Source organism: Streptomyces sp. NPDC047049 (assembly GCF_040643995.1).
In the GTDB taxonomy this organism is placed as follows: Bacteria; Actinomycetota; Actinomycetes; order Streptomycetales; family Streptomycetaceae; genus Streptomyces; species Streptomyces mooreae.
In genome coordinates this window covers 147,487-169,828 of the sequence record NZ_JBEYVM010000009.1, presented here as the reverse complement: position 1 = coordinate 169,828, position 22,342 = coordinate 147,487, and the positions used below count along the sequence as shown (strand labels likewise).

General features: G+C 70.1%; 25 protein-coding genes and 1 pseudogene. 17 read left to right on the top strand and 9 right to left on the bottom strand.

Annotated features, from left to right (window positions below):
* Nucleotides 1–135: 135 nt before the first annotated feature.
* From ABZ851_RS21500 to ABZ851_RS21490, 3 genes are all read left to right on the top strand, one after another.
* Entirely contained in the window at nt 136–774 is a 639-nt protein-coding gene (locus tag ABZ851_RS21500) for a CBS domain-containing protein (protein ID WP_361129920.1), read from the top strand.
* 143 nt (nt 775–917) lie between these two features.
* Complete coding sequence (locus tag ABZ851_RS21495; protein WP_336051833.1) at nt 918–2,264, top strand: molybdopterin-dependent oxidoreductase; 1,347 nt, start codon at nt 918–920, stop codon at nt 2,262–2,264.
* The gene (locus ABZ851_RS21490) at nt 2,261–2,890 is read left to right on the top strand and encodes a hypothetical protein (RefSeq protein WP_361129917.1); all 630 of its coding nucleotides are present in this window, start codon (nt 2,261–2,263) and stop codon (nt 2,888–2,890) included. Before ABZ851_RS21495 ends, ABZ851_RS21490 begins: the two co-directional genes overlap by 4 nt.
* 49 nt (nt 2,891–2,939) lie before the next feature.
* On the opposite strand, the gene ABZ851_RS21485 is transcribed toward ABZ851_RS21490, so the two are convergent.
* The 4 genes from ABZ851_RS21485 to ABZ851_RS21470 all read right to left on the bottom strand — a co-directional run bounded on the left by ABZ851_RS21485 (nt 2,940) and on the right by ABZ851_RS21470 (nt 8,254).
* Nucleotides 2,940–4,313, bottom strand: a complete 1,374-nt coding sequence (locus ABZ851_RS21485) for a hypothetical protein (protein WP_361129914.1) — start codon at nt 4,311–4,313, stop codon at nt 2,940–2,942.
* 125 nt (nt 4,314–4,438) lie between these two features.
* A complete protein-coding gene (locus ABZ851_RS21480) occupies nt 4,439–4,897 on the bottom strand; it encodes a hypothetical protein (RefSeq protein ID WP_361129911.1) in 459 nt (152 codons plus the stop codon).
* Nucleotides 4,898–5,238: 341 nt separating this feature from the next.
* Nucleotides 5,239–6,498, bottom strand: a complete 1,260-nt coding sequence (locus ABZ851_RS21475; protein WP_361129908.1) for a SpoIIE family protein phosphatase — start codon at nt 6,496–6,498, stop codon at nt 5,239–5,241.
* 193 nt (nt 6,499–6,691) lie between these two features.
* Nucleotides 6,692–8,254 carry an FAD-dependent oxidoreductase gene (locus ABZ851_RS21470; protein ID WP_361129905.1) on the bottom strand — a complete coding sequence of 521 codons (1,563 nt, stop codon included), beginning with the start codon at nt 8,252–8,254 and terminating at the stop codon, nt 6,692–6,694.
* A gap of 177 nt (nt 8,255–8,431) precedes the next feature.
* On the opposite strand from ABZ851_RS21470, the gene ABZ851_RS21465 reads away from it, so the two are divergent.
* The 8 genes from ABZ851_RS21465 to ABZ851_RS21430 are packed head-to-tail and all read left to right on the top strand — an operon-like array spanning nt 8,432 to nt 12,050.
* Nucleotides 8,432–8,752, top strand: a complete 321-nt coding sequence (locus ABZ851_RS21465) for a gas vesicle protein (RefSeq protein WP_336051842.1) — start codon at nt 8,432–8,434, stop codon at nt 8,750–8,752.
* 35 nt (nt 8,753–8,787) lie between these two features.
* A complete protein-coding gene (locus ABZ851_RS21460; protein ID WP_336051843.1) occupies nt 8,788–9,261 on the top strand; it encodes a gas vesicle structural protein GvpA in 474 nt (157 codons plus the stop codon).
* Between the two features lie 3 nt (nt 9,262–9,264).
* Complete coding sequence (locus tag ABZ851_RS21455; protein WP_361129901.1) at nt 9,265–10,023, top strand: GvpL/GvpF family gas vesicle protein; 759 nt, start codon at nt 9,265–9,267, stop codon at nt 10,021–10,023.
* A 1-nt stretch (nt 10,024) separates the two neighbouring features.
* A complete protein-coding gene (locus ABZ851_RS21450) occupies nt 10,025–10,249 on the top strand; it encodes a gas vesicle protein GvpG (protein WP_088796144.1) in 225 nt (74 codons plus the stop codon).
* 48 nt (nt 10,250–10,297) lie between these two features.
* Nucleotides 10,298–10,669, top strand: coding sequence for a gas vesicle protein (locus tag ABZ851_RS21445; protein WP_361129897.1), 372 nt, complete (start codon nt 10,298–10,300; stop codon nt 10,667–10,669).
* Complete coding sequence (locus ABZ851_RS21440) at nt 10,666–11,523, top strand: GvpL/GvpF family gas vesicle protein (protein ID WP_361129894.1); 858 nt, start codon at nt 10,666–10,668, stop codon at nt 11,521–11,523. The genes ABZ851_RS21445 and ABZ851_RS21440 overlap by 4 nt, the downstream gene beginning before the upstream one ends.
* 3 nt (nt 11,524–11,526) lie before the next feature.
* A complete protein-coding gene (locus ABZ851_RS21435; protein ID WP_336051849.1) occupies nt 11,527–11,757 on the top strand; it encodes a gas vesicle protein in 231 nt (76 codons plus the stop codon).
* Nucleotides 11,754–12,050 (top strand): gas vesicle protein K, encoded by a 297-nt coding sequence (locus tag ABZ851_RS21430; protein ID WP_361129891.1) that lies wholly within the window; start codon nt 11,754–11,756, stop codon nt 12,048–12,050. The genes ABZ851_RS21435 and ABZ851_RS21430 overlap by 4 nt, the downstream gene beginning before the upstream one ends.
* Before the next feature lie 5 nt (nt 12,051–12,055).
* Here the strand turns inward: ABZ851_RS21430 and ABZ851_RS21425 are convergent, their stop codons facing one another.
* Nucleotides 12,056–12,874: a DUF817 domain-containing protein gene (locus ABZ851_RS21425; protein WP_361129888.1), complete on the bottom strand. Its 819-nt coding sequence runs from the start codon at nt 12,872–12,874 to the stop codon at nt 12,056–12,058.
* A 147-nt stretch (nt 12,875–13,021) separates the two neighbouring features.
* Here ABZ851_RS21425 and ABZ851_RS21420 point away from each other — a divergent pair.
* Nucleotides 13,022–13,678, top strand: a pseudogene (locus ABZ851_RS21420) (maleylpyruvate isomerase N-terminal domain-containing protein).
* 32 nt (nt 13,679–13,710) lie between these two features.
* Here the strand turns inward: ABZ851_RS21420 and ABZ851_RS21415 are convergent.
* The 3 genes from ABZ851_RS21415 to ABZ851_RS21405 form a co-directional block, all read right to left on the bottom strand.
* Nucleotides 13,711–13,989 carry a hypothetical protein gene (locus ABZ851_RS21415; protein ID WP_361129885.1) on the bottom strand — a complete coding sequence of 93 codons (279 nt, stop codon included), beginning with the start codon at nt 13,987–13,989 and terminating at the stop codon, nt 13,711–13,713.
* A gap of 167 nt (nt 13,990–14,156) precedes the next feature.
* Complete coding sequence (locus ABZ851_RS21410) at nt 14,157–14,330, bottom strand: CsbD family protein (RefSeq protein WP_088796137.1); 174 nt, start codon at nt 14,328–14,330, stop codon at nt 14,157–14,159.
* Nucleotides 14,331–14,515: 185 nt separating this feature from the next.
* Entirely contained in the window at nt 14,516–14,848 is a 333-nt protein-coding gene (locus ABZ851_RS21405) for a hypothetical protein (RefSeq protein WP_361129882.1), read from the bottom strand.
* Between the two features lie 131 nt (nt 14,849–14,979).
* Between ABZ851_RS21405 and ABZ851_RS21400 the strand changes: the two genes are divergently transcribed.
* Both ABZ851_RS21400 and ABZ851_RS21395 read left to right on the top strand, forming a co-directional pair.
* Nucleotides 14,980–15,222, top strand: a complete 243-nt coding sequence (locus ABZ851_RS21400; protein ID WP_361129880.1) for a hypothetical protein — start codon at nt 14,980–14,982, stop codon at nt 15,220–15,222.
* A gap of 278 nt (nt 15,223–15,500) precedes the next feature.
* Nucleotides 15,501–17,138 carry an APC family permease gene (locus ABZ851_RS21395; RefSeq protein ID WP_361129878.1) on the top strand — a complete coding sequence of 546 codons (1,638 nt, stop codon included), beginning with the start codon at nt 15,501–15,503 and terminating at the stop codon, nt 17,136–17,138.
* Between the two features lie 111 nt (nt 17,139–17,249).
* Here ABZ851_RS21395 and ABZ851_RS21390 read toward each other — a convergent pair whose 3' ends face one another.
* On the bottom strand, nt 17,250–17,594 hold the full coding sequence (locus ABZ851_RS21390) for an STAS domain-containing protein (protein WP_361129876.1): 345 nt from the start codon (nt 17,592–17,594) through the stop codon (nt 17,250–17,252).
* Nucleotides 17,595–19,012: 1,418 nt separating this feature from the next.
* Between ABZ851_RS21390 and ABZ851_RS21385 the strand changes: the two genes are divergently transcribed.
* From ABZ851_RS21385 to ABZ851_RS21375, 3 genes are all read left to right on the top strand, one after another.
* Nucleotides 19,013–19,342 (top strand): hypothetical protein, encoded by a 330-nt coding sequence (locus ABZ851_RS21385; RefSeq protein WP_361129873.1) that lies wholly within the window; start codon nt 19,013–19,015, stop codon nt 19,340–19,342.
* A gap of 121 nt (nt 19,343–19,463) precedes the next feature.
* The gene (locus ABZ851_RS21380; protein WP_361129870.1) at nt 19,464–20,672 is read left to right on the top strand and encodes a cytochrome P450; all 1,209 of its coding nucleotides are present in this window, start codon (nt 19,464–19,466) and stop codon (nt 20,670–20,672) included.
* Nucleotides 20,673–20,853: 181 nt separating this feature from the next.
* Nucleotides 20,854–22,209 (top strand): serine hydrolase domain-containing protein, encoded by a 1,356-nt coding sequence (locus tag ABZ851_RS21375; protein WP_361129867.1) that lies wholly within the window; start codon nt 20,854–20,856, stop codon nt 22,207–22,209.
* Nucleotides 22,210–22,342 lie beyond the last annotated feature (133 nt).

Below are 22,342 nucleotides of genomic sequence, written 5' to 3'. Positions count from 1 at the left end.
TGGCCGGGGACGCGCCGGACCCGTCGGGCCCCGCGCACACCGCACCGGTGCGAGGCAGGCTTGTCCGTACCGGATTCCCCGCCCGTGAGGTCGGTGAGATCCGGCCCGTGCACCACCCGGAGGGACTGGCCGAAGATGAGGCACCGCAGCGTTGCCGACCTGATGACACCGCACGCCGTCGTCGTCCAGCGGGGCACTCCGTTCAAGGAGATCGCCCACCTGCTCGACGAGTACGACATCACCGCCGTCCCGGTCCTCGACGAGGACGAGCGGCCGGTGGGCGTGGTGTCCGAGGCCGATCTGCTGCGCCGGCAGCTCGCCAAGCTCGGGGCGACCACCGCTGAAGCGATCATGACGAGCCCCGCCGTGGTGGCCCGGCCGGAGTGGAGCGTCGTCGAAGCGGCCAGGACGATGGAGAGGAAGAAGGTCAAGCGGCTGCCCGTGGTCGATGACACCGGCCGTCTCATCGGTGTGATCAGCCGCAGTGACCTGGTGCGGCTGTTTCTGCGCCGGGACCGTGCCATCCAGGAGGAAGTGCTGGAGGAGGTGCTGACGCGCACGCTCGGGGTGTCCCCGTCCGCCGTCACGGTCGATGTCGCGGACGGCACCGTGACGCTCACCGGCACGGTGGACCACAAGAGCCTGGTCCCGATTGCCGTGCGGCTGTGCGAAAGCGTCGACGGGGTCGTCGAGGTGGTCGACCGGCTCGCCTACCTGCGGGACGACACCTCCGGGCAGGAGCGGGGAGCTCCGGAGCGGGGCGCTTCGGAGTAGGGCGCGCAACCGGCAAGCCATTCCTCGGCAGGCAGTGCCGCACGATCGGCGGAACGTCCTGGTTCACGTGATATGCGCCTCTTGGTGCATATCGTGTCCCTGGGCGGTCGGCCGAGCCGGCCAGGAAACGGCGGAGGGATGCCATGGAGCCGCGCGACCACGACGACGGGCCGCACCACCCCGCCGCCGGCCCTCCTCGCCGGCCAGGCGGTCCGCCGCCCGGTCCCGCGCGCCCCGCGTTCTGGCGCAGCCCCCTGCGGGGACCCTGGCTGACCTCGGTGTTCGGGCTGGTGCTGCTCGTCGGCATCCCGGTGCTCTTCGTCACCGGACTGCTGTCCTACGCCGCCTACAACCCCGATCTCGCTCCCGGTAACGACCAGACACCGGGCAAGGGCTGGCTCGGCTTCTACCTCTTCTCCTGGCCGACCAGTCCGTACTGGCTCTACCGCCTCACCCAGGGCATCCATGTCACGCTCGGTGTGGTGCTGATCCCCGTGCTGCTGGCGAAGCTGTGGTCGGTCATCCCGAAGCTGTTCTCCTGGCCGCCGCTGCGCTCACCGAGCCATGCGCTGGAACGGCTTTCGCTGCTGCTTCTCGTGGGCGGGGCGCTGTTCGAGTTCGTCACCGGGGTGCTGAACATCCAGTTGCACTACATCTTCCCGGGTTCCTTCTACACCCTGCATTTCTACGGCGCCTGGGTGTTCATCGGTGCCTTCCTCGTCCATATCGCCTTCCGCGTCCCCGTGATGGCGAAGGCCCTGCGCAGCCGCCGCCTGCGCACCGAGCTGAACACCCCCGCCGCCCGGACGGCCGGCGAACCGCCCGACAGCACCGGGCTGGTGACCCCGCACCCCGCGCCGGTCACCATGTCGCGGCGGGGCGCTCTCGGTCTGGTGGGCGCGGGATCGCTGGGCCTGCTCCTCGTCACGGCCGGCCAGAGCATCGGCGGCTCCCTCCGCCGCACCGCCCTGCTGGCTCCGCGCGGCCAGGAGCCGGGGCGGGGGCCCAACGGCTTCCAGATCAACAAGACCGCGGCGAGTGTCGGGATCCGGGCCCGCGACATCGGCCCCGAGTGGCGGCTGGTCGTACGGGGCAACGGCCGGGAGAAGAGCTGCACCCGCGCACAGCTCCTCGCCCTCCCTCAGCACACGGCCGCCTTGCCCATCGCCTGCGTCGAGGGCTGGTCCACCGACGACCAGCACTGGAGCGGCGTCCGGCTGACGGAACTCGCCGCCCTCGTCGGACTGCGCCACGGCACACCGGGCGTCTTCGTCGAGTCCGTGCAGCGTGCCGGCGCCTTCCGCTCGACGCAGCTGCGCGACAACCAGGTACGCGATGCCAGATCGTTGCTGGCCCTGCGGGTCAACGGCGCCGACCTCTCCCCGGACCACGGATACCCGGCGCGCATCATCGTCCCCGCCAACCCCGGTGTGCACAACACCAAATGGGTCACCCGGCTCACCTTCGGGGCCTTCGGGGACACACCGTGAAGGGCTTCCGCGCCCGCTACGGGGCGTCCTCGCTCCACCTCCTGCTCGTCCTGTGCTCCTTCTTCCTGGCCGGGTACGCGGGCGTACGACTGCTCGCCGGAGACACCCTCGGTGTCCTCCTCTGGTTCGTCGGCGCGGCCCTCCTGCACGACCTGGTGTTCCTGCCCCTCTACACCGTCACCGACCGCGTGGCACAACGCCTCGTCCGGCACCCGCGCCGTCGGCGGCGCGACGCGGAAGCCCCGGTGCCCGCGGACACTCCGCCGCCCGTGGCGGCAGGCGGCATCAACTACCTCCGGGTGCCCGCCTTCGTCGCCCTCCTGCTGCTGTTGGTGTGGTATCCGCTCATCCTGCGGAGGGTCCCGGAGTTCTCGCTGTACACCGCCCTGCCGTCCGACGTGTTCTGGGGCCGTTGGCTGCTGATCTCGGCGGCGCTCTTCGCGGCCTCCGCGGTGTGTCTGCTGTTCGCGCTGTGGCGTGCGTACGCGGCCGGTGCGCCCTCCGAGAGTCCGCTGCCTCCGGCACCACCCCCGGCACCACCTCCTTCGCCGCCACCACCGCCTGCTCCTCCGGCCCAGCCTCCCCCGGCTCCGCCTCCGCCGGCGCCCCCGGAGCGGAAGGAGTAGACGCGCGTGCGGTGCGCCTCCGGTCGTCAGCGGTGGCGGCCGGCCACGGTCACCAGCCGGTCAGCAACAGATGGTTGACCAGCAGGGCGAGGAGTCCCTGAGCGGCCAGCCACGAGGAGTGGAAACGGCGTGGCAGCAGCGCACACGCGGGCAGCGTCCACACCGCGAAGGGCAACCAGATCCGCTCGGTCTCCGCCTTGCTCATCCCGGACACGTCCGCGAGCAGCAGCATGCACACCCCGGCCGCGGCCAGAACGGCGAGGGCACCCCGCCCGGTCGGCGCCTCACGCCGGATGCCCCGTACCGCGGTCCACAGCGGACCGGCGGCGCGGCGCAGCCCGGCGACGGTGGCCAGGCCCACGCTGAGCACCTGGGCCGCCAGGTTCGCCCAGAGGAAGTAGCCGTACGGGCGTACCTTCGCGGCGCCTTGGTAGTAGCGCTCGACGAGGGTCGTATAGCCCTCCGGCCACCAGAAGCCGGCCGAGGTGAACGCCACCACCCACACCAGCGCGCCCAGAACCACCCAGGGCAACGGGCGGGCCGAGCGCGCGATGAGCAGCACCGCTGCCCCGGGGAGGACGAGCAGGGTCAGGCCGTAGGACAGGTACCAGGCCCAGCCGAGCAGCAGCCCCGCGCCCAGCGCGGCAAGGCGCGGTACCCGTGTGCTCCGGGTGGCCGCCAGGGCCAGCAGGGCGAGGGCCCAGGCGGCCACGCCCGCGAAGTAGCCGTCGGCGCTGACCCCGATCCATACCGCCGCGGGAGCCGGCACGAGGAACGGGGCGGCCCGGCGCGCCAGTTCCTCACCACCACACGCACGGACGGTCACCAGGACGGCCGCGGTGAAGGAGGTCCCGACGGTGAGGCACCAGGCGGCGGCGCAGGCACCGCCGCCCAGCCCGATCCGGTCCAGGCCGACGAACGTCAGCAGCGCGCCGGGCGGATGACCGGCCACATGCGCCGGCCAGATGCCGGGCGAGCCGACCAGGATGTGGTGGGTGAAGTCCCGCAGGAATGCGCCCACATCGTGCACGTCGTCGACGGACCGCAGGTACTCCAGGCTCGTGGTCAGCCGCCCCGCGACGCCGCGCTCCCACCCGTCCACGAGCGCGAGCGACCACGTCCAGGCCATCGCCGCTGCCCATACGGCCGGCACCAGCCCGCGCCACGGCAGACGCCGTGCGGTCGACGGCCCGTAGACCACCACCAGGGCGGCGACGGCCACCGCCGCCGGAGTGCCGGGGCCGACGTGCGGCAGCCACCATGCGTACAACGGGGGCCAGCCCAGCCGCAGAATGCCCTCGGAACCGTAAATGGTCCGGTTGATGACGCGTCCCACGACCGCCGCCAGCACACACAGCGCCACCGCACCGGCAACCGCCCACAGGTCACGGCGGCATGCGCGCTTGCCCGTACTTGCTGTCACCCGGCCACGGTAAGTCAGCCCCGGCCGCGTACCCCGGACGACACCGGCCCTGAGGGAGCCGGCTCAAAGAGCCGTGCAAAGGAGCGAGGTTCTGACAGCGCGTGAGAGCCGGGGCACTCGTACGGTCACTCGGGGTGGATGTCGGCGGCCACGATCACGCCGTCCACCACGGTGTAGGTGCCGGCGTAGTGACGATGGGATTCATCGGTCTGTGTGGCGTCCAGCTCGACCGCAACCTTGGTGCCCTGCACCGACACGATCGTGACGTCGAACTTCGACACGCGGTTGAAGGACGCCACAAAGGCGTCGTACGACCGGCCCGCGATGTGCTGCCGTCCGCCGATGGCCCAAGCGGCCACGAAATCACGGTCGTTGATGACGTTGAAATACGTCTGGACCACATCCGAGGGCTGGGGCGCCGGCTGACTCGGGGCGACGGCACGGTTGGCGGCCGGGGCCGCTGCCGTAGCCGTAGTCGTCCGGGAAAGGGCGCTGTCCGCCCGCGCGGTGCCGGTGAACGCGCCGACGCCGGTAAGGACCACGACAAGGGCCAGAATCACGGTGGGGAGCACGGCAGAGATCACGGCAGGTATCACGGCTGGGAAGACCCGCGCGGTGGTCACCACGGGTGTGCTGCGGTGGGGGTGGCCGGGCGGGCCGGCTCCGGTAGGTCGCCGCGCTGAGCGGCCCTGCGGCGCACGACGGTGGTTCGCACGAGGAAGTCCTGGATGCTCTGTCATCGGTCATCCCGAGCGGTTCGAGGATCTGGATCTTCTTACGCCCATGGTGCGTGACGCATCCGGTAGCTGCATCCGCTGGTCGGGTTGCGGGGCGGGGAGAGCTGCCCAGGTGTGCGGGGGAGTCGCCCGCCATGACGGCGAGTACACGTCGCATGACTCCCGTCGCGGCCTTCGGGTCCGCGCGGCTACAGACGGACGATGACGAGGGCGATGTCGTCGCGGGCGCCGGCGCTGACGCCGAGGCGTGCCAGCAGCGCGTCGGCGAGGCGTTCCGGGCTGAACCGGCTGTAGCGGGAGACGGCGTCGGTGAGGCGGGCGAGGCTGGTGTCGATGTCCTCGTCGCGGCGTTCGACGAGCCCGTCGGTGTAGAGGACGAGGGTGTCGCCGGGTGCGTACGGAAGGCGGGCCTGCGGGCGGGGCTCGTCTTCAAAGTGGGCGCCCAGGGGCGGGTCGGTGGCCTGGTCCAGGAGCGTGTGGGTGCCGTCGGCGCGCAGCAGGACGGGGGGCGGGTGGCCGGCGCTGCTGTAGGTGACCTCGCGACGGCCGGTGTCGATCAGCACCTGCACGGCGGTGGTGGCCAGGGCCTTGTCGACGGAGCGGGCGTACAGGCCCAGCACCTTCAGCGCCTGGGCGGGCCCCTCGACGGAGCGGGCGGCGGCGCTGAGGGCGCTGCGGAGCATCCCCATCACGGCGGCGGCCTCCAGGCCGTGGCCGACGACATCGCCGACCGCGACGGCGAAGGCCTGCCCGGCGAGGTCGACGATGTCGTACCAGTCGCCGCAGATGTTCAGTGAGCCGATGGCGGGGAGGTAGCGCACCGCGATGTCGCGGTGCCGGGCGAGGTCGGGGGAGTGCAGCATGGCCTCCTGGAGGGTCAGCGCCACCTGGCGTTCGCGGGCGTGGGCCCGGCGCAGCTCCTCGTTCAGGTGCTGCAGCGCCCGCGCACGGACGTACAGCTCGGCCTCCATCGCCTCCTCGCGCTCGCTCAGCTGCCCGCCGGGCATCTGCCGGGAGCGGCGGGAGTGCACGAACGCCGTGACGTCCTCCACCCGGTGGATGATCCATGCCACCGTGCCGTCCGGCCCGATGACCGGGGTGTTGATGGTGGACCACCAGCGTTCCTCGAACAGGCCCGGCTGGCCGGTCACGGGGATGTCGTAGCGCTGGACCGCCATGGTGTCGGGCTCCCCGGAAGCCAGTACCCGGTTCAGCGAGGGGTGCAGGTTCTGCACCCCTTCGGCGTCGGGGTCGGCGGGGTTGTCGGGGAAGGCGTCGAAGACGTACTGCCCGAGCAGATCGTCCCGGGTGCGTCCGGTTGCCTGGAGGTACGCCTGGTTGACGTCGACGATCACCAGGTCCGGGTCCAGGACCAGGCAAGCGCTCGGTGTCGCGGCGAACAGCGCAGCATGATCGAGCTCCGGTCTCCTCACGGGTTCCCTGCCCATCCTCCTGCCGTACGCGGCCCCATGGGGCCAATCTAGGAGGGGCCCGGCGCCTGCGCCCGCCGGGACGCCGCCGGCCCGCGCCACGCCCCGGGCGGTGCCCTCCGCCCGGCCGGGTCCCGGGGCGTATGCCGCACGGCAGCGGTCCGGGTGCTGCCCGTCCCCGCGGCTCACCCGAATGCGCAGGTCAGGCTCGTCAGGCCGGGGCAGGGAGGTCGCGGATCAGGTCCGCCGCCTTCTCCGCGATCATGATCGTGGGGGCGTTGGTGTTGCCCCGGACCACCGTGGGCATCACCGAGGCGTCCACGACCCGCAGGCCGCTCACCCCGTGCACCCTGAGCCGGGAGTCGACCACGGGGCCGATCGAGCAGCTGCCCGCCGGGTGGTACAGGGTGTGCAGCTCACGACGGGCGAAGTCCAGCAGCCCGGCGTCGTCCGTGGAGCGGGGAACGCGGAAATCGGCGCGGCGGTGCTTGCGCAGCCCGGGGCGGTCCGCGATGTCCAGCAGCAACCTCAGCGCCCGCAGCATCGTGGCCCGGTCGTCCTCGGTGGCCAGATAGTTGTGCAGGATGTGCGGGGCGGCGCTGGGGATCGCCGACCGCAGCGAGACCTTGCCCCGGCTGGTGGGGTGGAGCAGGACCGCGCCAAACATGAAGGCGTGGTCGGTGACGGGGCTGATGCCCTCCTCGTGGAACATCACCGGAGTGGCGTGCACCTGGATGTCCGGGGCGTCCAGTCCCTCGCGGGTGCGGTGGAAACCGCCGGCCTCACCGACGTTGGAGGTGAGCGGGCCCCGCCCCTCGGTCTCCAGCAGGCGCACGGCGTCCGGCGTCTCGGCGCTGAACAGGGTGGCGGTGTCGGTCAGATAGGAGAGGCCGACATGCGGGTGGTCCTGCAGGTTTTCCCCCACCGGGAGGTCCACCCGGGGCGTGATGCCGAGGGCCGCGAGTTCACCGGCCACGCCGATGCCGGAAAGCATCAGCAGCTGCGGGGAGTTGTACGCACCGGCCGACAGCACCACCTCCCGCTCGGCGTGCCATTGCTGCAGTTCGCCGCCCCGCTCCAGCTCGACGCCGCTCGCGCGCTCGCCGTCGAACAGGATGCGGGTGCACTGGGCGCCGGTGAGCACCTCCAGATTCGGCCGGGCCAGAGCCGGCCGCAGATACGCGACGGCCGTGCTGCAGCGCATGCCGTCGCGCTGGGTGAGGTGGTAGTAGCCGACACCGTCCTGTTCCGGGCCGTTGAAGTCTGCGGTGAAGGGGTGGCCGGCCTCCTGGGCGGCCGCGACGTAAGCAGCCATCAGCGGATGCCGGGAGCGGCCTTCGCTGACCGTCAGCGGTCCGCCGGTGCCGTGCCATGGTGACTTCTCGCCCTGGAAGTCCTCGGCGCGCAGGAAGTAGGGGAGGACGTCGTCCCAGCTCCACTGCTCGGCGCCGGCGGCGGCCCAGGCGTCGTAGTCGCGCCGGTTGCCGCGGATGTAGATCATCGCGTTCATCGACGACGAACCACCGAGCATCCGGCCCCGGGGCAGGAACCGGCGGCGGCCGTCCAGGCCCGGTTCGCATGCGCTGAGGTAGCTCCAGTCGTACTTGGTCTGGAACAACTTGCTGAAGGCGGCCGGGACATGGATCTCCTGGGCATCGTCCGCCGGCCCGGCCTCGACGAGCAGTACGCGGGTGTCCTCGTCCTCGCTGAGCCGGGCTGCCAGTACGCACCCCGCCGACCCGGCCCCCACGATGATGTAGTCGTACACGCGCACCTCTCAGCCCCTCCCTGTCCGGACCCTCTTCACCCAACCTGCCCCGGTGGGCCCGGCCACACCGGGAAATCAGCCATTGTCGACCGGGCCGAACGGCCGGCAACGGCCCCGTCGCGAGGGCCCCTCATTTGGTCCCGCTGAAGATGCGCAGGTCAGGGTGGCGATGAGACTAGATGTATGGCAGAACAATCCCGAACGCGGGTTCGGTCGTCGACGGCTGCCCGAAAGCACAAGAAAGCCACGGGGAACGACCCCGGGGCAGTGGCGCGCCGGGCCGCCGAATTGCTGCAGAGCCTGATCAGCCAGCGGGTGGAAGGCGTTTCCGCCGTACGCCGGACCGACGACGGCTGGTGTGTCGAGGTGGATGTGCTGGAGCTGGCACGGATTCCGGATACCACGAGCCTTCTCGCGACATACGACGTGAAGCTCGACGACGCGGGTGAACTGCTCGAGTACTACCGGACCCACCGCTATCGACGAGGTGCGGCCGACCAGTGAACGCGGAGCGCTGACCAGCTGAAAGGGCACCTCTCATGGCCACGACGACGTATTCGGGATTCGCCGGCGAAGTCATTCCCTGCCCGCCGAGGGCAGGAACGCTGTACGACGTGATGGAACTCATCCTGGACCGGGGGATGGTCATCGATGTGTTCATACGGGTGTCCCTGGTCGGGATCGAGATCCTCAAGATTGACGCCCGCATCGTGGTGGCCAGCGTCGATACCTATCTGCGTTTCGCGGAGGCGTGCAACCGGCTGGACCTGGAGCACGATTCGGGCAGCGTGACCGTCCCGGAGCTCTTCGGCGGCCAGGCCGCCAAAAGCGTCGGAAAGCACAAGGCCAAAAAGGCCGTCTCATCCATTGGTGACACCGTCCGCTCGGTGGTGGGCGGCGATGACGACTCGGATGACGAATCCGAGGAGGAAGCGCAGCCGCAGCGGCGGCGACGCAGCAGCTCCGCCCGGTCCGGGGCCGCCTCGCGCCGACGGCGCTCAGAGGAGGAGTGAGCAGTGACGGACGACGGCATCTACGTCTACGGCATCGTCCGGGCCGGCCACCCGTTGCCCTCGCACCTGCGCGGCGTGGGAGATCCGCCGGGGGTGGTGGAGCGCATCGGTGAGGGGCGCGTTGCCGCGGTCGTGAGCCCGGCGCCGCCGAACCTGCGCGCCCGTCGCCGCGACCTCATGGCACACCAGGAGCTGTTGCTGGCTCTCGCCGAGGCCGGGCCCGTCCTTCCCATGCGGTTCGGCATGGTCGCACCGGACGACGCCGTGGTCCGCCGGCAGCTCTCGGAGGCCGAGGAGCAGCATCTGGCCGTATTGGACGACCTCGCGGAAAGGGTCGAGATCAACGTCAAAGCCATGCCTGCCGACGACTCGCTCGCCGCGCTCGTCACGGGGGACGCCACCATCCGCGGCCTGCGCGAGGCGGTGCGCCGACGGCCCGGCTACGAGGCGAACATGCGCCTCGGTGAGGCGGTGGCCACCGCGCTCTCGCGCCGGGCCGCCGAAGCGGGGCACGAGATCGTGCGGGCGCTGACGCCCCGGGCGCATGCGGTCGCCGCCGGGCCGGAGGTCTCCGGCTGCCAGGTCAATATGTCGTTCCTGGTGGACCGGAGCGACAGTCCCGGCTTCCTCGCGGAGGCGGAGCGTCTGGCCGGGCACCACCGCGAGCGCGTCGAACTCCGGGTGGCGGGCCCGCTGCCCTGCTACAGCTTCCTCGAACCGCGGCCGCTCGCGGCGCGGGCAAGGGCGAGGGCGGGAGGTTGAGGTGGGTCTGATCAGCGGTGTGCTCACCCTGCCGCTCGCGCCCGTGCGGGGCGTGGTCTGGGTGGCCGACCAACTCGCCCAGGCGGCCGACCGCGAGCTGCACGACCCCTCCGTGATCCGCGCCCGGCTCGTCGCGCTGAACCATGAATTCGAAGCCGGCCACCTCGGCAAAGAGGCATTCGAACGGGAAGAGGAGCAACTGCTCGACCTGCTGTACGCGAGCTGACGGGGCCGGCGAAGACACAGTGGCGAAAGTGGAGAAAGGAGCGACCACGTGACCGACATCGATGAGAGATGGGCCGCTCCTCCTGCCAACGGCCCGACCACCTCGAACCTCGCCGACATCCTCGAACGCGTCCTGGACAAGGGGATCGTCATCGCCGGCGACATCAAGATCGACCTCCTTGACATCGAACTCCTGACCATCAGGCTCCGGCTGTTCGTCGCGTCGGTGGAGACGGCGAGGAAGGCCGGTATCGACTGGTGGGAGACCGATCCCGCGCTCAGTTCCAAGGCGGCACGAAGCGAGTTGCGGGAGGAGAACCAACGGTTGCGTGAGCGCGTGGCGGCACTGGAGTCCGGCGAGGACGGCGGCCCGCCCTCCTCCCGGTCGCAGGACACGGCAGGGACAGGGGCAGGAACATGAGGAGCAGCGAGGCGCTGGCAGAGCAGCCCGGCACCCCGGACGGAGCCACCGCGACCTACGTCTTCGCGGTATGCCGACGGCTCGACCCGGCCGTCCTCAGCGGGCTCGCCGGCCTCGCCGAAGGCTTTCCCGTACGCGGTCTGCGGTGCGGTCCCCTCACGGCGGTCGTCCAGCACGTACCCGCCGCCGAGTTCAGTGAGGACGCATGGCAGCAGCGGCTGTCGGACCGTGCGGAGCTGGAACGCTGCGCACGAGCTCACCACGAAGTGGTGACCGCGGCCGCCGTCTGCGGCCCCACGGCACCGCTGGCGCTGGCCACGCTCTACCGGGGGGACGAGCGGGCGCGCCAGGCCCTGGAAGCGGACGCGGACCGCTTCACCGCGGTACTGGCACGTATCGAAGACCACGCCGAATGGGGGGTGAAGGTCTACCTCCCCACGTCATCTCCCACCGCATCTCCCACGTCGTCCCCCACGCCCGCCGCGACCGCACCCGTCCCGCCTCTCCCGCACGGCGGCGGCCGGGCGCCACACGGAGCGGGCCGCGCCTACCTGGAGCGGAAACGGGGGCTGCAGCAGGCGCGAGAAGACCGGCATGACCGCGCGCTGCGGACCGCCGAAGACATCGATGCCGCGCTGAGCCGCCTGGCCACCGCGGCCCGCCGGCTGCGCCCGCACAGTCCGGAGATGACGGGGGAGAAGCACCGCCTGCAGATCCTGAACGCCACCTACCTGGTGACGTCGGTATGCGAGCAGCGACTGCGGGACGCGGTGGCGGGCCTGCGGCACCGCACGGGAGCAGAGGTCGAGCTGTCGGGTCCCTGGGTCCCGTACTCCTTCGTCGGGGAGGCGTGAGCCGTGTCCGGCCGGCACCCCGTCCCCTGGGAAACACCGGGCCCGCTCACCGGCCCCATCGGCGTCCCGCTGGTCGACCTTCTGGACCGCGTCCTGGCCACCGGGGTCGTCATCAGCGGGGACCTGGTCATCGCGATCGCGGACGTGCCCCTGGTGCGGCTCTCCCTCCACGCGTTGCTGTCATCGGTCAGCGAACGGGTGCCCGCGCCCTGGTCGGACTCGGGGCCGCTATGAGCGAAAGCACCGGCACGGGTGAGAGCAGATTCGACCTCGACCGTGACCACATGGGCCGCGACCTCGTCTCGTTGGTACTCACGGTGGTGGAGCTGCTGCGGCAGTTGATGGAACGGCAGGCGATCCGCCGGGTGGAACAGGGAGACCTGAGCGACGCACAGGTGGACCAGATCGGGGAGACACTGATGCACCTCGAAGAGCGGATGACCGAACTGTGCGATCAGCACGGCCTGCGCCTCGAAGACCTCAACCTCGATCTCGGGCCTCTGGGGTCCCTCCTTCCGCGCCGGTAAGGGCCTCAGGGCTTGCCCTCCGTGCGGCAGGAGTGCGGAGACGGGGAGAACCGCCGGCCCGGGCTCCTCGGGGTCTGCTTGCCCTTGGCCCAGGCGACCAGGACGAAGGTCACGCTGATCAGGAGTGCCCAGGCTCCGATCTTCTCCCCGGCGACGGGCTGCCAGCCGTGCAGCTGGTCGGGGTAGCGCCAGGCGCCGAGGTAGGTGGCCAGGTTCTCCGCGAGCCACAGGAAGAAGCCGATCAGGGTGAAGCCGAGCGCCAGGGGCATGCGGTGGCGGGTGTGCCCGACGGTGAACCTCACCTGTGTCCCGGCGGTGACCGCGAGCAGAGCGGCGGCGAGGGGCCAGCGCAGGTCCGGGAGCCAGTGGTGACTGAAGAAGTTCACATAGATCGCCACGGCCACCACCGAGGTCGCTCCGGCGCGGTAGCGGCTCAGCTCCAGATCCATCACATGCCAGGCGCGGCACACATAGCTGCCCACCGCGGCGTAGAGGAAGCCGCCGTAGAGGGGCACACCGGCGAACTTCAGTACGGCCGGTTCCGGGTAGCTCCAGGATCCCAGGGCGACCTTCACCACTTCGAAGGCCAGACCGATCACATGACACACCGCGATGACCGCGGTGTCCCGCCCGCTCTCCCAGCGGCAGGCCAGGAACACCGCGGTCAGCAGCACCCCGTAGGCGACCAGCAGGTCATATCGGGCAATGGGCAGCTGCGGCAGCGCCCGGGACACGGCCACGCCCGACAGCAGGGCGATGGCGAAGGCACAGCAGCGCGTCTCCAGCCAGGCGAAGAGGAGAGCCTTCCGCAGAAGGGTGTGCACGGTCGACATATCCCTGTCGACGCACGGGGGCGGTGGACTGGTTGCCCGCACCCTGTTCAGGGGGCACCGTCGCGCCGTGGACGAGAGCGACGGCGCGGCCCTCCCCTCCTCTTGTCCGCGGTTCCGGGACCGCACTAGCGTGCCGGTGTGGATCTCTTCTCCCGCTCATGGGCGGCGTTGCGCACGGCGGTCGCCGCACTCCCGGACCAGGACTTCGCGCAACCGTCCGGCTGCACCGGCTGGCTCGTACGGGACCTCGTGTGCCACCTGATCATCGACGCGCAGGACGTCCTGATCACCCTCGCCACCCCCGCAGGAACGCCGCCGACCGTGAACGCGGAGACCTACTGGCGGGTCGAGGGCTAACCGCCGGCCGGCGAGGACCCGCTCGATGCGCTGACCGTCCGGCTGGCCGCCGCGTACGAGGAACCGCGCCTGCTCACCTTCCACCTCGACGACGTCGGCTCCGCCGCCGGACGCGCCGCCGAACTCGCCGACCCCGGCGCCCGGGTGAGCACCCGCGACGAGGTCCTGACCGTGGGCGACTACCTCACCGCGTACGTCCTGGAATGGACGCTGCACCACCTCGATCTGATCGCGTACCTCCCGGACGCGACGGAACCGCCCGCGGAGGGCCTGGCCCGGTCCCGCGCGATGCTGGAACGGATCGCCGACGCCGCGTTCCCCGCGTCGTTCACCGACAAGGACGCACTTCTGGTCGGTACCGGGCGCCGGGCACCGACCGAGGGGGAGCGGGCCGAACTCGGCGAGCTGGCCGCGAAACTGCCGCTCGTCCTGGGCTGATACGCCCACTGCGGACGGGCCGGGGGAAGTCGTCAGGCTCCCCGGTCGGCGTCGGAGAGCGCTGCGATATGGGCGCGGTAGGCGGCGATCTCTTCGTCGGTGAGGGCCAGGCGGCCGGGGCCGGGCTGGTCGGCCGGGAGCCTGGTGGCCTGGAGCGCCGCGTCATAGAGGGGGCCGGGCAGATTCAGCAGCAACTGGCCCTGCTCGGCTGTTTCGATCACCACCCAGGAGTCCGCGTTCTCGTCATGAACGTCGGCGGCCCCGATGGTGCTGATGGCGGTAACGGTCAGAACCGGAGGAATTTCGCTCATGCCACCTCCCTATCAGCCATGGCCTGCCACGGCGAATCGCCGACGGCCCCGGCCATGGCGCCGTCTCGCTTCCGTGCGTGGAATCCGTCCCGGCTCGCGAAGCAACGCATGCGGTGGGTGGAGCCACGGATATAGGTGGCCCACCCACCCATGGTGGAATCCTGGCGTCAGTCCTTGAGTGCGTCCTTGCCGCTCTCCTTTGCGTCGCGCAGGTTTCCCTTGGATTCCCGCACCACGCCGTCCGCTTCGAGACGTTCGTTGCCGACCGTGCGGCCGACTTCCTTTTCCGCCTTCCCGGTCGTCTGCTCTGCCTTGGCCTTCGCCTTCTCCACGGCGCTCATGATGAGGTCCTTTCGTCGGCGTCATCATTCCGCTGCCCGCAGAACCCCGCGGGAAACAGGGGAGTTTCCCGCAGAGGGTCTGCGGCCGGCCGCCGGCTCCCAAAGGTGCCGCTCTCAGAGGTTCCTGAGAGGCAGTCACCACTGGATGGACCCGTGCAAAAACCCGGCTCCCTCAGGGACAGCCTTTAGCGGCCGACATCCACCCGAGCGCCGCCGTGGGTGTGCAGACCGCCGACGGGCCGGTAGTGGTGCCTGTGGTGATGGTGCCTGCACATGTGGTGGTGGCGGCCGTGCCAGTGGCGGCAGGACCGGCCGTGGTCGTGGTCCCCGTGCCGGTCACGGTCCCGGTAGCGGTCCTGGTCGCCCCTCTGGTGGCGGCCGTGGTCCTCGTGGTGTGCCGAGGCGGCAGTGACCGTGGTGACGTCCTCGGTCGCGGGCGAGGCCGTCGCGGGGGGCGCGCCCACCGCGAATACCGCGGTAATGACGGCTGAGGCGAACAGGGTGCGGGCAGTGCGCATGGGCATGTTCCTTTCGGCCTGCTGCTAAGGACGACACCGCGTCGGCCTTCTCATCGCAGTAGCGATATATGACCCGCTGTCAGCTGCCTTGTCACGGCGCACCACTTGAGAGCGTCCCAAGAATGCGCTTTATGGGTGGCTCGATCGCGGAAATGACGCGTCAAGCCGGACCGGTCGGACCGAACGGCTCAGGCCGAACGGCTCAGGCCGAACGGGTCACGTCGGACGGCTCGAAGTCAGGCAGCTCGAAGGCGGGCGGCCCGACGGTCGCGATATGTCGCGGGGTGATGTCCGGCGGTTTCCTCGCCGGCTCCCGCCGGCCCGTCGAAGGGTTTTTGAAGATCGCGAGAGCCCTGATGGGCGCCATTACCTGACCCGAAGCTCCCATTACTGCTCCAAGCTTCAATTTTTCCCCAAATTTACGGGGGGTCCCAAGGATCGATGGGTAATTGCCCGGTCGCATCCTGTTACCGGAAGCGCCCCCGGGGCCGCCCATTCGGGAATCCCGTGAAATGTCCACAGTGGCGAGCTGAGAATTCGGTATGCATTCCGTCAAGGGATTCCACTATTCAGGCAACGGCTCTTTGCAGCGCCGTGAATGCTCCCTACTCTGAGGCAAATTTTCAGCCACTGCTGTCTTGAAAGGCCTCCTATGGCAAGCGTTGACGAGATCGCTCCCGAGAGGGCACGGACCTCCGGCTCCCTCCGGAGGGACGTGGGACTGATCGGCCTGATGTGGGCGTCGGTCGGCTCCATCATCGGGTCCGGGTGGCTCTACGGGGCGCAGAAGGCCGTGGTGGTGGCGGGACCGGCCGCGCTGATCTCCTGGATCATCGGCGCGGTCGCGGTGGTGCTGCTGGCGCTGGTGCACGCCGAGCTCGGTGGCCTGTTCCCGGTGGCCGGTGGTACGGCGCGGTATCCGCACTACGCCTTCGGTGGCCTGGCTGGAATGTCCTTCGGCTGGTTCTCCTGGCTCCAGGCGGCGACGGTCGCCCCGATCGAGGTCGAGGCCATGATCGGTTACGCCGGTCACTGGTCGTGGGCCCAGGGGTTCCAGCACGCCAACGGGACCCTCACCACGAGCGGCTTCATCGTCGCGGTCGTCCTGATGGCGGTCTTCGTCGCGGTGAACTTCCTCGGCGTGAAGGTACTGGCGCACACGAACAGCGCGGCGACCTGGTGGAAGATCGCCGTACCCCTCGGGGCGATCTTCGTCATCGCGGCGACCAACTTCCACCCGCACAACTTCACCTCGCAGGGCTTCGCCCCCTTCGGTGCCAAGGGCGTGCTCAGCGCCATCAGCACCAGCGGCATCATCTTCGCGCTGCTCGGCTTCGAGCAGGCCATCCAGCTCGCCGGGGAGAGCCGCAACCCCAAGCGTGACCTGCCGCGCGCCACGATCGGCTCGGTCGTGATCGGCGCGGTGATCTACGTCCTCCTCCAGGTGGTCTACATAGGCGCGCTGCCGCTGGCCTCCTTCGCGCACGGGTGGGCCAAGCTGGACTACGCGGGCATCAGCGGCCCGTGGGCCGGCCTGGCCACCGTGGTCGGCCTGGGCTGGCTGGGCTGGGTCCTCTACGCGGACGCGATCATCTCCCCCGGTGGCACCGGGCTGATCTACACCACCTCGACCTCGCGCATCTCCTACGGCCTCAGCAAGAACGGCTATGCGCCCCGGCTGTTCGAGAAGACCGACGGCCGCGGCGTGCCGTGGTTCGGCCTGATCATCTCCTTCGTCACCGGCGTGATCTGCTTCCTTCCCTTCCCGAGCTGGCAGGAACTGGTCTCCTTCATCACCTCGGCGAGCGTGCTGATGTATGCGGGCGCGCCGCTGGCGTTCGGTGTCTTCCGCAACCGGCTGCCGTACCACGAGCGCCCGTACCGCCTGCCCGGCGGCGGTGTGATCTCGCCGGTGTCCTTCGTCGTCGCGAGCCTGATCATTTACTGGGCCGGCTGGGACACCCTCCAGCGGCTCGGCTGGGCGATCATCATCGGGTATGTGCTGCTCGGCAGCTATGCCTGGTACGCGACGAAGAAGCGCCTGCCGAACGCCCCGCGATTGGACTGGAAGGCCGCGCAGTGGCTTCCGGTGTACCTGATCGGCATGGGCCTCATCGCCTGGCAGGGCGGCTTCGGCGGCCAGGGACACCTTCCGCTGTGGTGGGACATGGCGGTCATCACGGCGTTCTCGCTGGGCATCTACTACTGGGCCCGTGCCACCGCGGTCTCGTCCGAGGCGATCGAACAGAACATCGAGGAGGTCGCGGTCGTGGACGAGGGCGGTCACTGACCGCCCCATGACCTGATGCGCCGCAAGCCGAGGGGCCCGGACCGCCGGTCGGCCGGGCCCCTCGGCTTTTCGTTGCCGCAGGGCCCACGGCGGGTTGCGGGGGAGACCTCTCTACAGCAGGTCGAGCGCCGCGCGTACCGCGGTGTTCAGGTCGGCGCCCCGGAGGTCGAGGTGCAGGGCCGAATCCAGGACGTACCGCGGTTGTGCCTGCCAGCCGCGGGTGTGCAGACGGGTGTCATGGCGGGAGGTCTGCCGGTGCAGGGCGCACAGGAAGTGCAGGCCCGTCACGTCCATGAACGGCACGTTCTGCATGTCCAGGACCACTCCGGCCAGCGTTGCGGACAGTGAGGCGAGGACGCGGTCACACGCGGGCTCGCAAGCGCGGTCGATCTCACCGCAGGCCATGAGCAGCACGGTGTCGTCCAGATACTGGGTGCTGATGGTGAAAGGAATCATGCCCTCAAAGAGTTGGGGTGGCAGTCTCCGGCAGCCGCAACACTGCGGGCACACGGCAGGCGCCGCGTGCGGTCCGGCGGTTGCGGGCCGCCACGGCAGGAGCTGCCGGGGAGCACATCCCGCTTCTCGGAGCACCGGGTGAGCAAGACTCACGAGCCGAACCAGGCTGTTCCGTCACCTCACTGTCCCACATCGCGCCGCTCGTTCGGAACCTGCGGAGCCACGGCCGTGGTGCCGCACCGCCGCGTTGCCCGGGAGCGGTGCTTCAACCGTATTGCCCGGCAGGCGACTTGACCGTACCGGCGGCACTGCGGGGCGACAACACGGCGGTGGAGTACGGCAATTCCCGGCGCACCCGGGGCGTCACCGGACGGGACCGTCCGGCCGGCGTGCGAGCCTTCGCCGCTTCGGGGGTGCGGGGCCATCGGCTGCCGTGCGGAGGTCCCGCACCGCCCCGTGCCGAGAGTGGCACGCTCCGCCGGGGCATATTCGACGCCGCTTCACCAACTGCTTGCCCGCCGGCAACAAATAGGCCATCTCTTTCCGGGTAAGCGATCCCGAAGTGGTTACTGCCGCGTTCCCATCGGCCGCAAGGCATGGAATCCAGCCAATTAACCGGACGTCGAAAGCAAGCCACCGGGTGAGCAGCGGTGTTGGCCGGTCAATGACCACGGAGGCCGGCCGCGAGGGCTGATGAGCGCGGTGAAGGCGGTGCCTGGCCTGCCCGGCTGCGTGGTGGGCGCGGCGGTGGCGAACGCCTTCCGGTGCGCCGGTGGCGGCCTGGGACCTGGCCCGGATCCGCTCTTGCGGCTTGCTCTCCCCGCAGTGGTTTGCCAACGTCTGGCACTTGCCGCGGAGCAGTGGTGGCATCATCCTGCGGCGGGGAAGAGCGACCTCCTTGGAGCGCCTTGCCGCTCTCCGGGAAACGCTCAATACCCACGTCCCCGCGCTCGGTTCGAACGGACGGTCGAAAATTGTTTGCCTCACGAGCAACAGGGGTCGCTTGCGGCCTACTGGCGAGCAGAGGTGAATGGGTATAGAAATCACTCTCAGTCAAACCGCAGGGGGTTGCTATTGTATGACTGGGAGTGAAGACTGTCGGTCAAGCTGGACTGGCGTGAAAGCGCCCGGGGGCGCGGAGCGTTGACAACATCAAACTGTACCCGCCGGTAGTGTTTTGCGTTTCTCTCGTGCTTTTCGGGCGCCGTTGACTCGTGCGCGGATCGCCCACCTTTACGTGCGCGGAGATGCCTGACGTGTGTCCTGTGTGGGGGCTTTCAGTGGGGGATGTGTGGTAACGAGATGGTCAACGGTGGCTTCGCTGCCGTGTGAGTCGTCGGTCGGTGCGCGGGGGCGTACCGGACGGCCGCCGAGGCTGCTTTTCTGCTGCTGTCGCCGTTGAGCGCACCCGCAGTGGTATGCAGGCGCCGCAGGAGCCTGCCGCCCGGCGAGTGAGGGTGGTGCTGCCGCGCCACGCGCCGTACACGTCACGCGGAATCAGCGGATTTACGGGCCTGCGCAGGCAATGCGTCGCGGGATCGGTACGGCGGCCTTATCGGCATGCCTTTTCACCGGTGTTCATGTTCGCGTATCTCTATGGGCGTTCATGTCGTCGGGCGATCCGGATGCCCTTTTCGGGATGCCGCGACACCGTGGTGGAAGCCGTGTGCCGAACCCGGCTTCGCCAATTCTTGCACGGGAAGTACAAAATTCATCCGAAGGCAATCAAGGTCATGAAAGGGCTGTGATAGTAAGCCTGTTGCGTCATGCGGCGCTCCGTCTTTTCGCGGGGTGTGGCCGCCGATCAGTCCAGCGCATAACCGCCGGGGAGGAACGAACCCTCCCGGACCCGCACTTCAGGGAGAACCGGTGACCAGCAACGAACTGAAAGAGGCACCTTTCGTCTTCGACGATCTGGTCGGCCGGTGGAGTAGCTTGGGCGAGACCGATCCCGTGCGCCATGACGAGGGGCAGAACGTCTGGCAGGTGCTGGATCACCGGAGCGTGGCCGCGGTCCTCGCCGACCCGGCGACGTTCTCCTCGGACTTCTCCGGACTGACCCCCACCCAGCCGGACTTCGAGACCTTCCGCCAGGGCAACTTCGTCGGCATGGACCCGCCGGAGCACCGCAAGCTGCGCACGCTCGTCAGTCAGGCGTTCACCCCGCGGGTCGTCGCCGGACTCGAACCGAGGATCCACGCCATCACGGCGGAACTGCTCGATGCCGTCGGGGACCGCGACCGGTTCGACGTGGTGGACGCGCTGGCCTACCCGCTGCCCATCCTCGTGATAGCCGAGCTGCTCGGTGTGCCGGCCGCTGACCGCGGGCTGTTCCAGGAGTGGGCGGCCACGCTCTTCGGCGGGGACGAGATCGGCGAATCGCTGGACATGAGCGATATCGAGCGCGCACTGGACTCCATCGCCCCCACCGTGCGCGAGATGAACGGCTACATCCTCGAACACATCCGCCACCATCGGAAACACCCCGGAGAGGGGCTGACCAGCAGGCTGTTGCAGGCCGAAGTGGACGGCGTACGCCTGGCGGACCAGGAGATCGTCGGCTTCGTGGCCCTGCTGCTGGTCGCCGGGCACATCACCACCACCGCCCTGCTGGGCAACGCCGTGCTCAGCTTCGACGAGCACCCTGGGGCCGCCGCGCAGGTGCGCGCCGAACCCGGCCGGCTGCCGGACGCCATCGAGGAGGTGCTGCGCTGGCTGCCGCCCTTCCCCGAACTGGGGCGCCGCACCACCCGTGAGGTCGAGCTCGGCGGCCGGACCCTCCCCGCCGACGCCATCCTGATGGCCAACCTGGCCACCGCCAACCGCGACCCGGCACGGTTCACCGATCCCGACACCTTTCACGTGCTGCGCAGCCCCAACCCGCACCTGACCTTCGGTCACGGCATTCACTTCTGCTTCGGCGCACCCCTGGCCAGGCTGGAGGCACGCATCGCGCTCCGGCAACTGCTGGATCGCTTCTCCTGCCTCACCATCCCGAGCCGCCGTGAGGTCGAGTTCCAGAATCCGGCCGTCATCGTCAGTGCGCGTCGTCTGCCGGTGGAGGTGCGAAGGGCATAGCGCCGTTCGCAGTGAAGAGCGTGCCCGGCACCAACGGCCGGGCGCACGCGAGGAGATCGGTTGCCGAGTTCCCTCGGCGATCAGGCCCAGGGGCCGGCCCGTCCGCGCCGTGAGCGGGTTGCCGTCACGGCAGGCAGGCGCGCCATCCCCCGTGAGTTCGAGTTCCGGGAGTTCCTTTCTCATGCCGCATGCTTCGAGTGCTCAGGTCGCGAGCCGGCAGCCGACCCACATACGACGCCTCTTACAAGAGCGTCTGGACACGCTCGCGCGCGCCCACCAGGTGCCGGGGGCCCAACTCGCCGTGCAGGTCGACTCGGTGACGTACACCGTGCAGACGGGCAAGGCGGACGTCACCACCGGCGAGATGTTCACCGCGGACACGGCGGTGCCGTTGGGCTCCGTCACCAAGCCCTACACGGCCGCGGTGGTCCAGCTCCTGGCCGACGACGGTGACCTCGCGCTGACCGATCTCGTCGGCACGCACGTGCCGGAGCTGCGGCGGGCGCCGCACCTCACCGTACGGCAGCTGCTCAGCCACACCGGCGGGCTCCCGACCGGGCCCGACTCGGACGACGCGGCGGCACTGACGCCCGCCCGCTACCTGTCCGCGCACTGTTCCGGCCGGGACGCGGTGTGCGCGCCCGGCAGCGGCTTCTCCTACTCCAACGCCGGGTATGTCGCCGCCGGCCGGCTGATCGAAGCGGTGACGGGCATGTCCTGGCAGGAAGCCGTGCGGGTGCTGCTCCTGGAGCCCCTGGGCACCGTTCCCGCCTTCCTCGGCGACCGCGCGCAGACGCGTCCGGTGGCCGGCGGGCACTCCGTGAACACGACTTCGGGCCGCGTGCTTCCGGTGCAGCAGAACCTGGCGCCGGTGGAGGCCCCGGCGGGCGCCCTGCTGGCCAGCGCGCTCGACCTGGTGGCACTGGGCCGGGCCCTGATCGGACACGGCCCCCGCACGGTGCTGACGCCCGACGCCGCCGAGGAGATGCGCCGCCCCGTACCGGGCGCCGCCCCGGGCGTCCTGGCGGACGCATGGGGCCTGGGCCTCGCCCTCTTCCAGCAGGGCGCCCAGCAGTGGTGCGGACACGACGGCAACGCCCAGGGCACCTCCTGCCATCTGCGGGCCGAACCGGACAGCGGCACGGTGGTCGCCTTCACCAGTAACGCCAACAACGGCACCGCCCTGTGGCACGACTTGGCCGAAGACCTCGACCGGATCACCGGAGTGCAGGTCCCCCCGGCCGCGCGCCCGCCCGAGCGCAGCCGCGCCGTCGCACTTCCCCAGTGCGCCGGGACCTACCACAACGGCACCGTCGAGTACCGGATCGAGGCGGACGCCGACGGCGCCCTGACCCTGACCGTGAACGGCGACACCCCCGCGCCTCTGGTCTGTTATCCGGATCTGACCTGTGACCTGGTGGATCCCGCGTCCGGCCGCCGCCACCCCGGCGGACGCTTCGTGCGGGATCCGGAGAGCGGCGCCGTCGACCGCGTCCAGATCTCCGGCCGCACGGCCCGCCGTACCGTCACCGCCTGAATCGGGCCCGCCGCGGACCCAACCGGTGCGACTCCCCGCTCTCTCGCACCCGGCGCGTCCGAACGCTCCGGCGCCCCGCCCGGGACCGCTCTTCCGGGCCGCCCGATGTCCTGCCGCACCGCCGTCCCCGCTG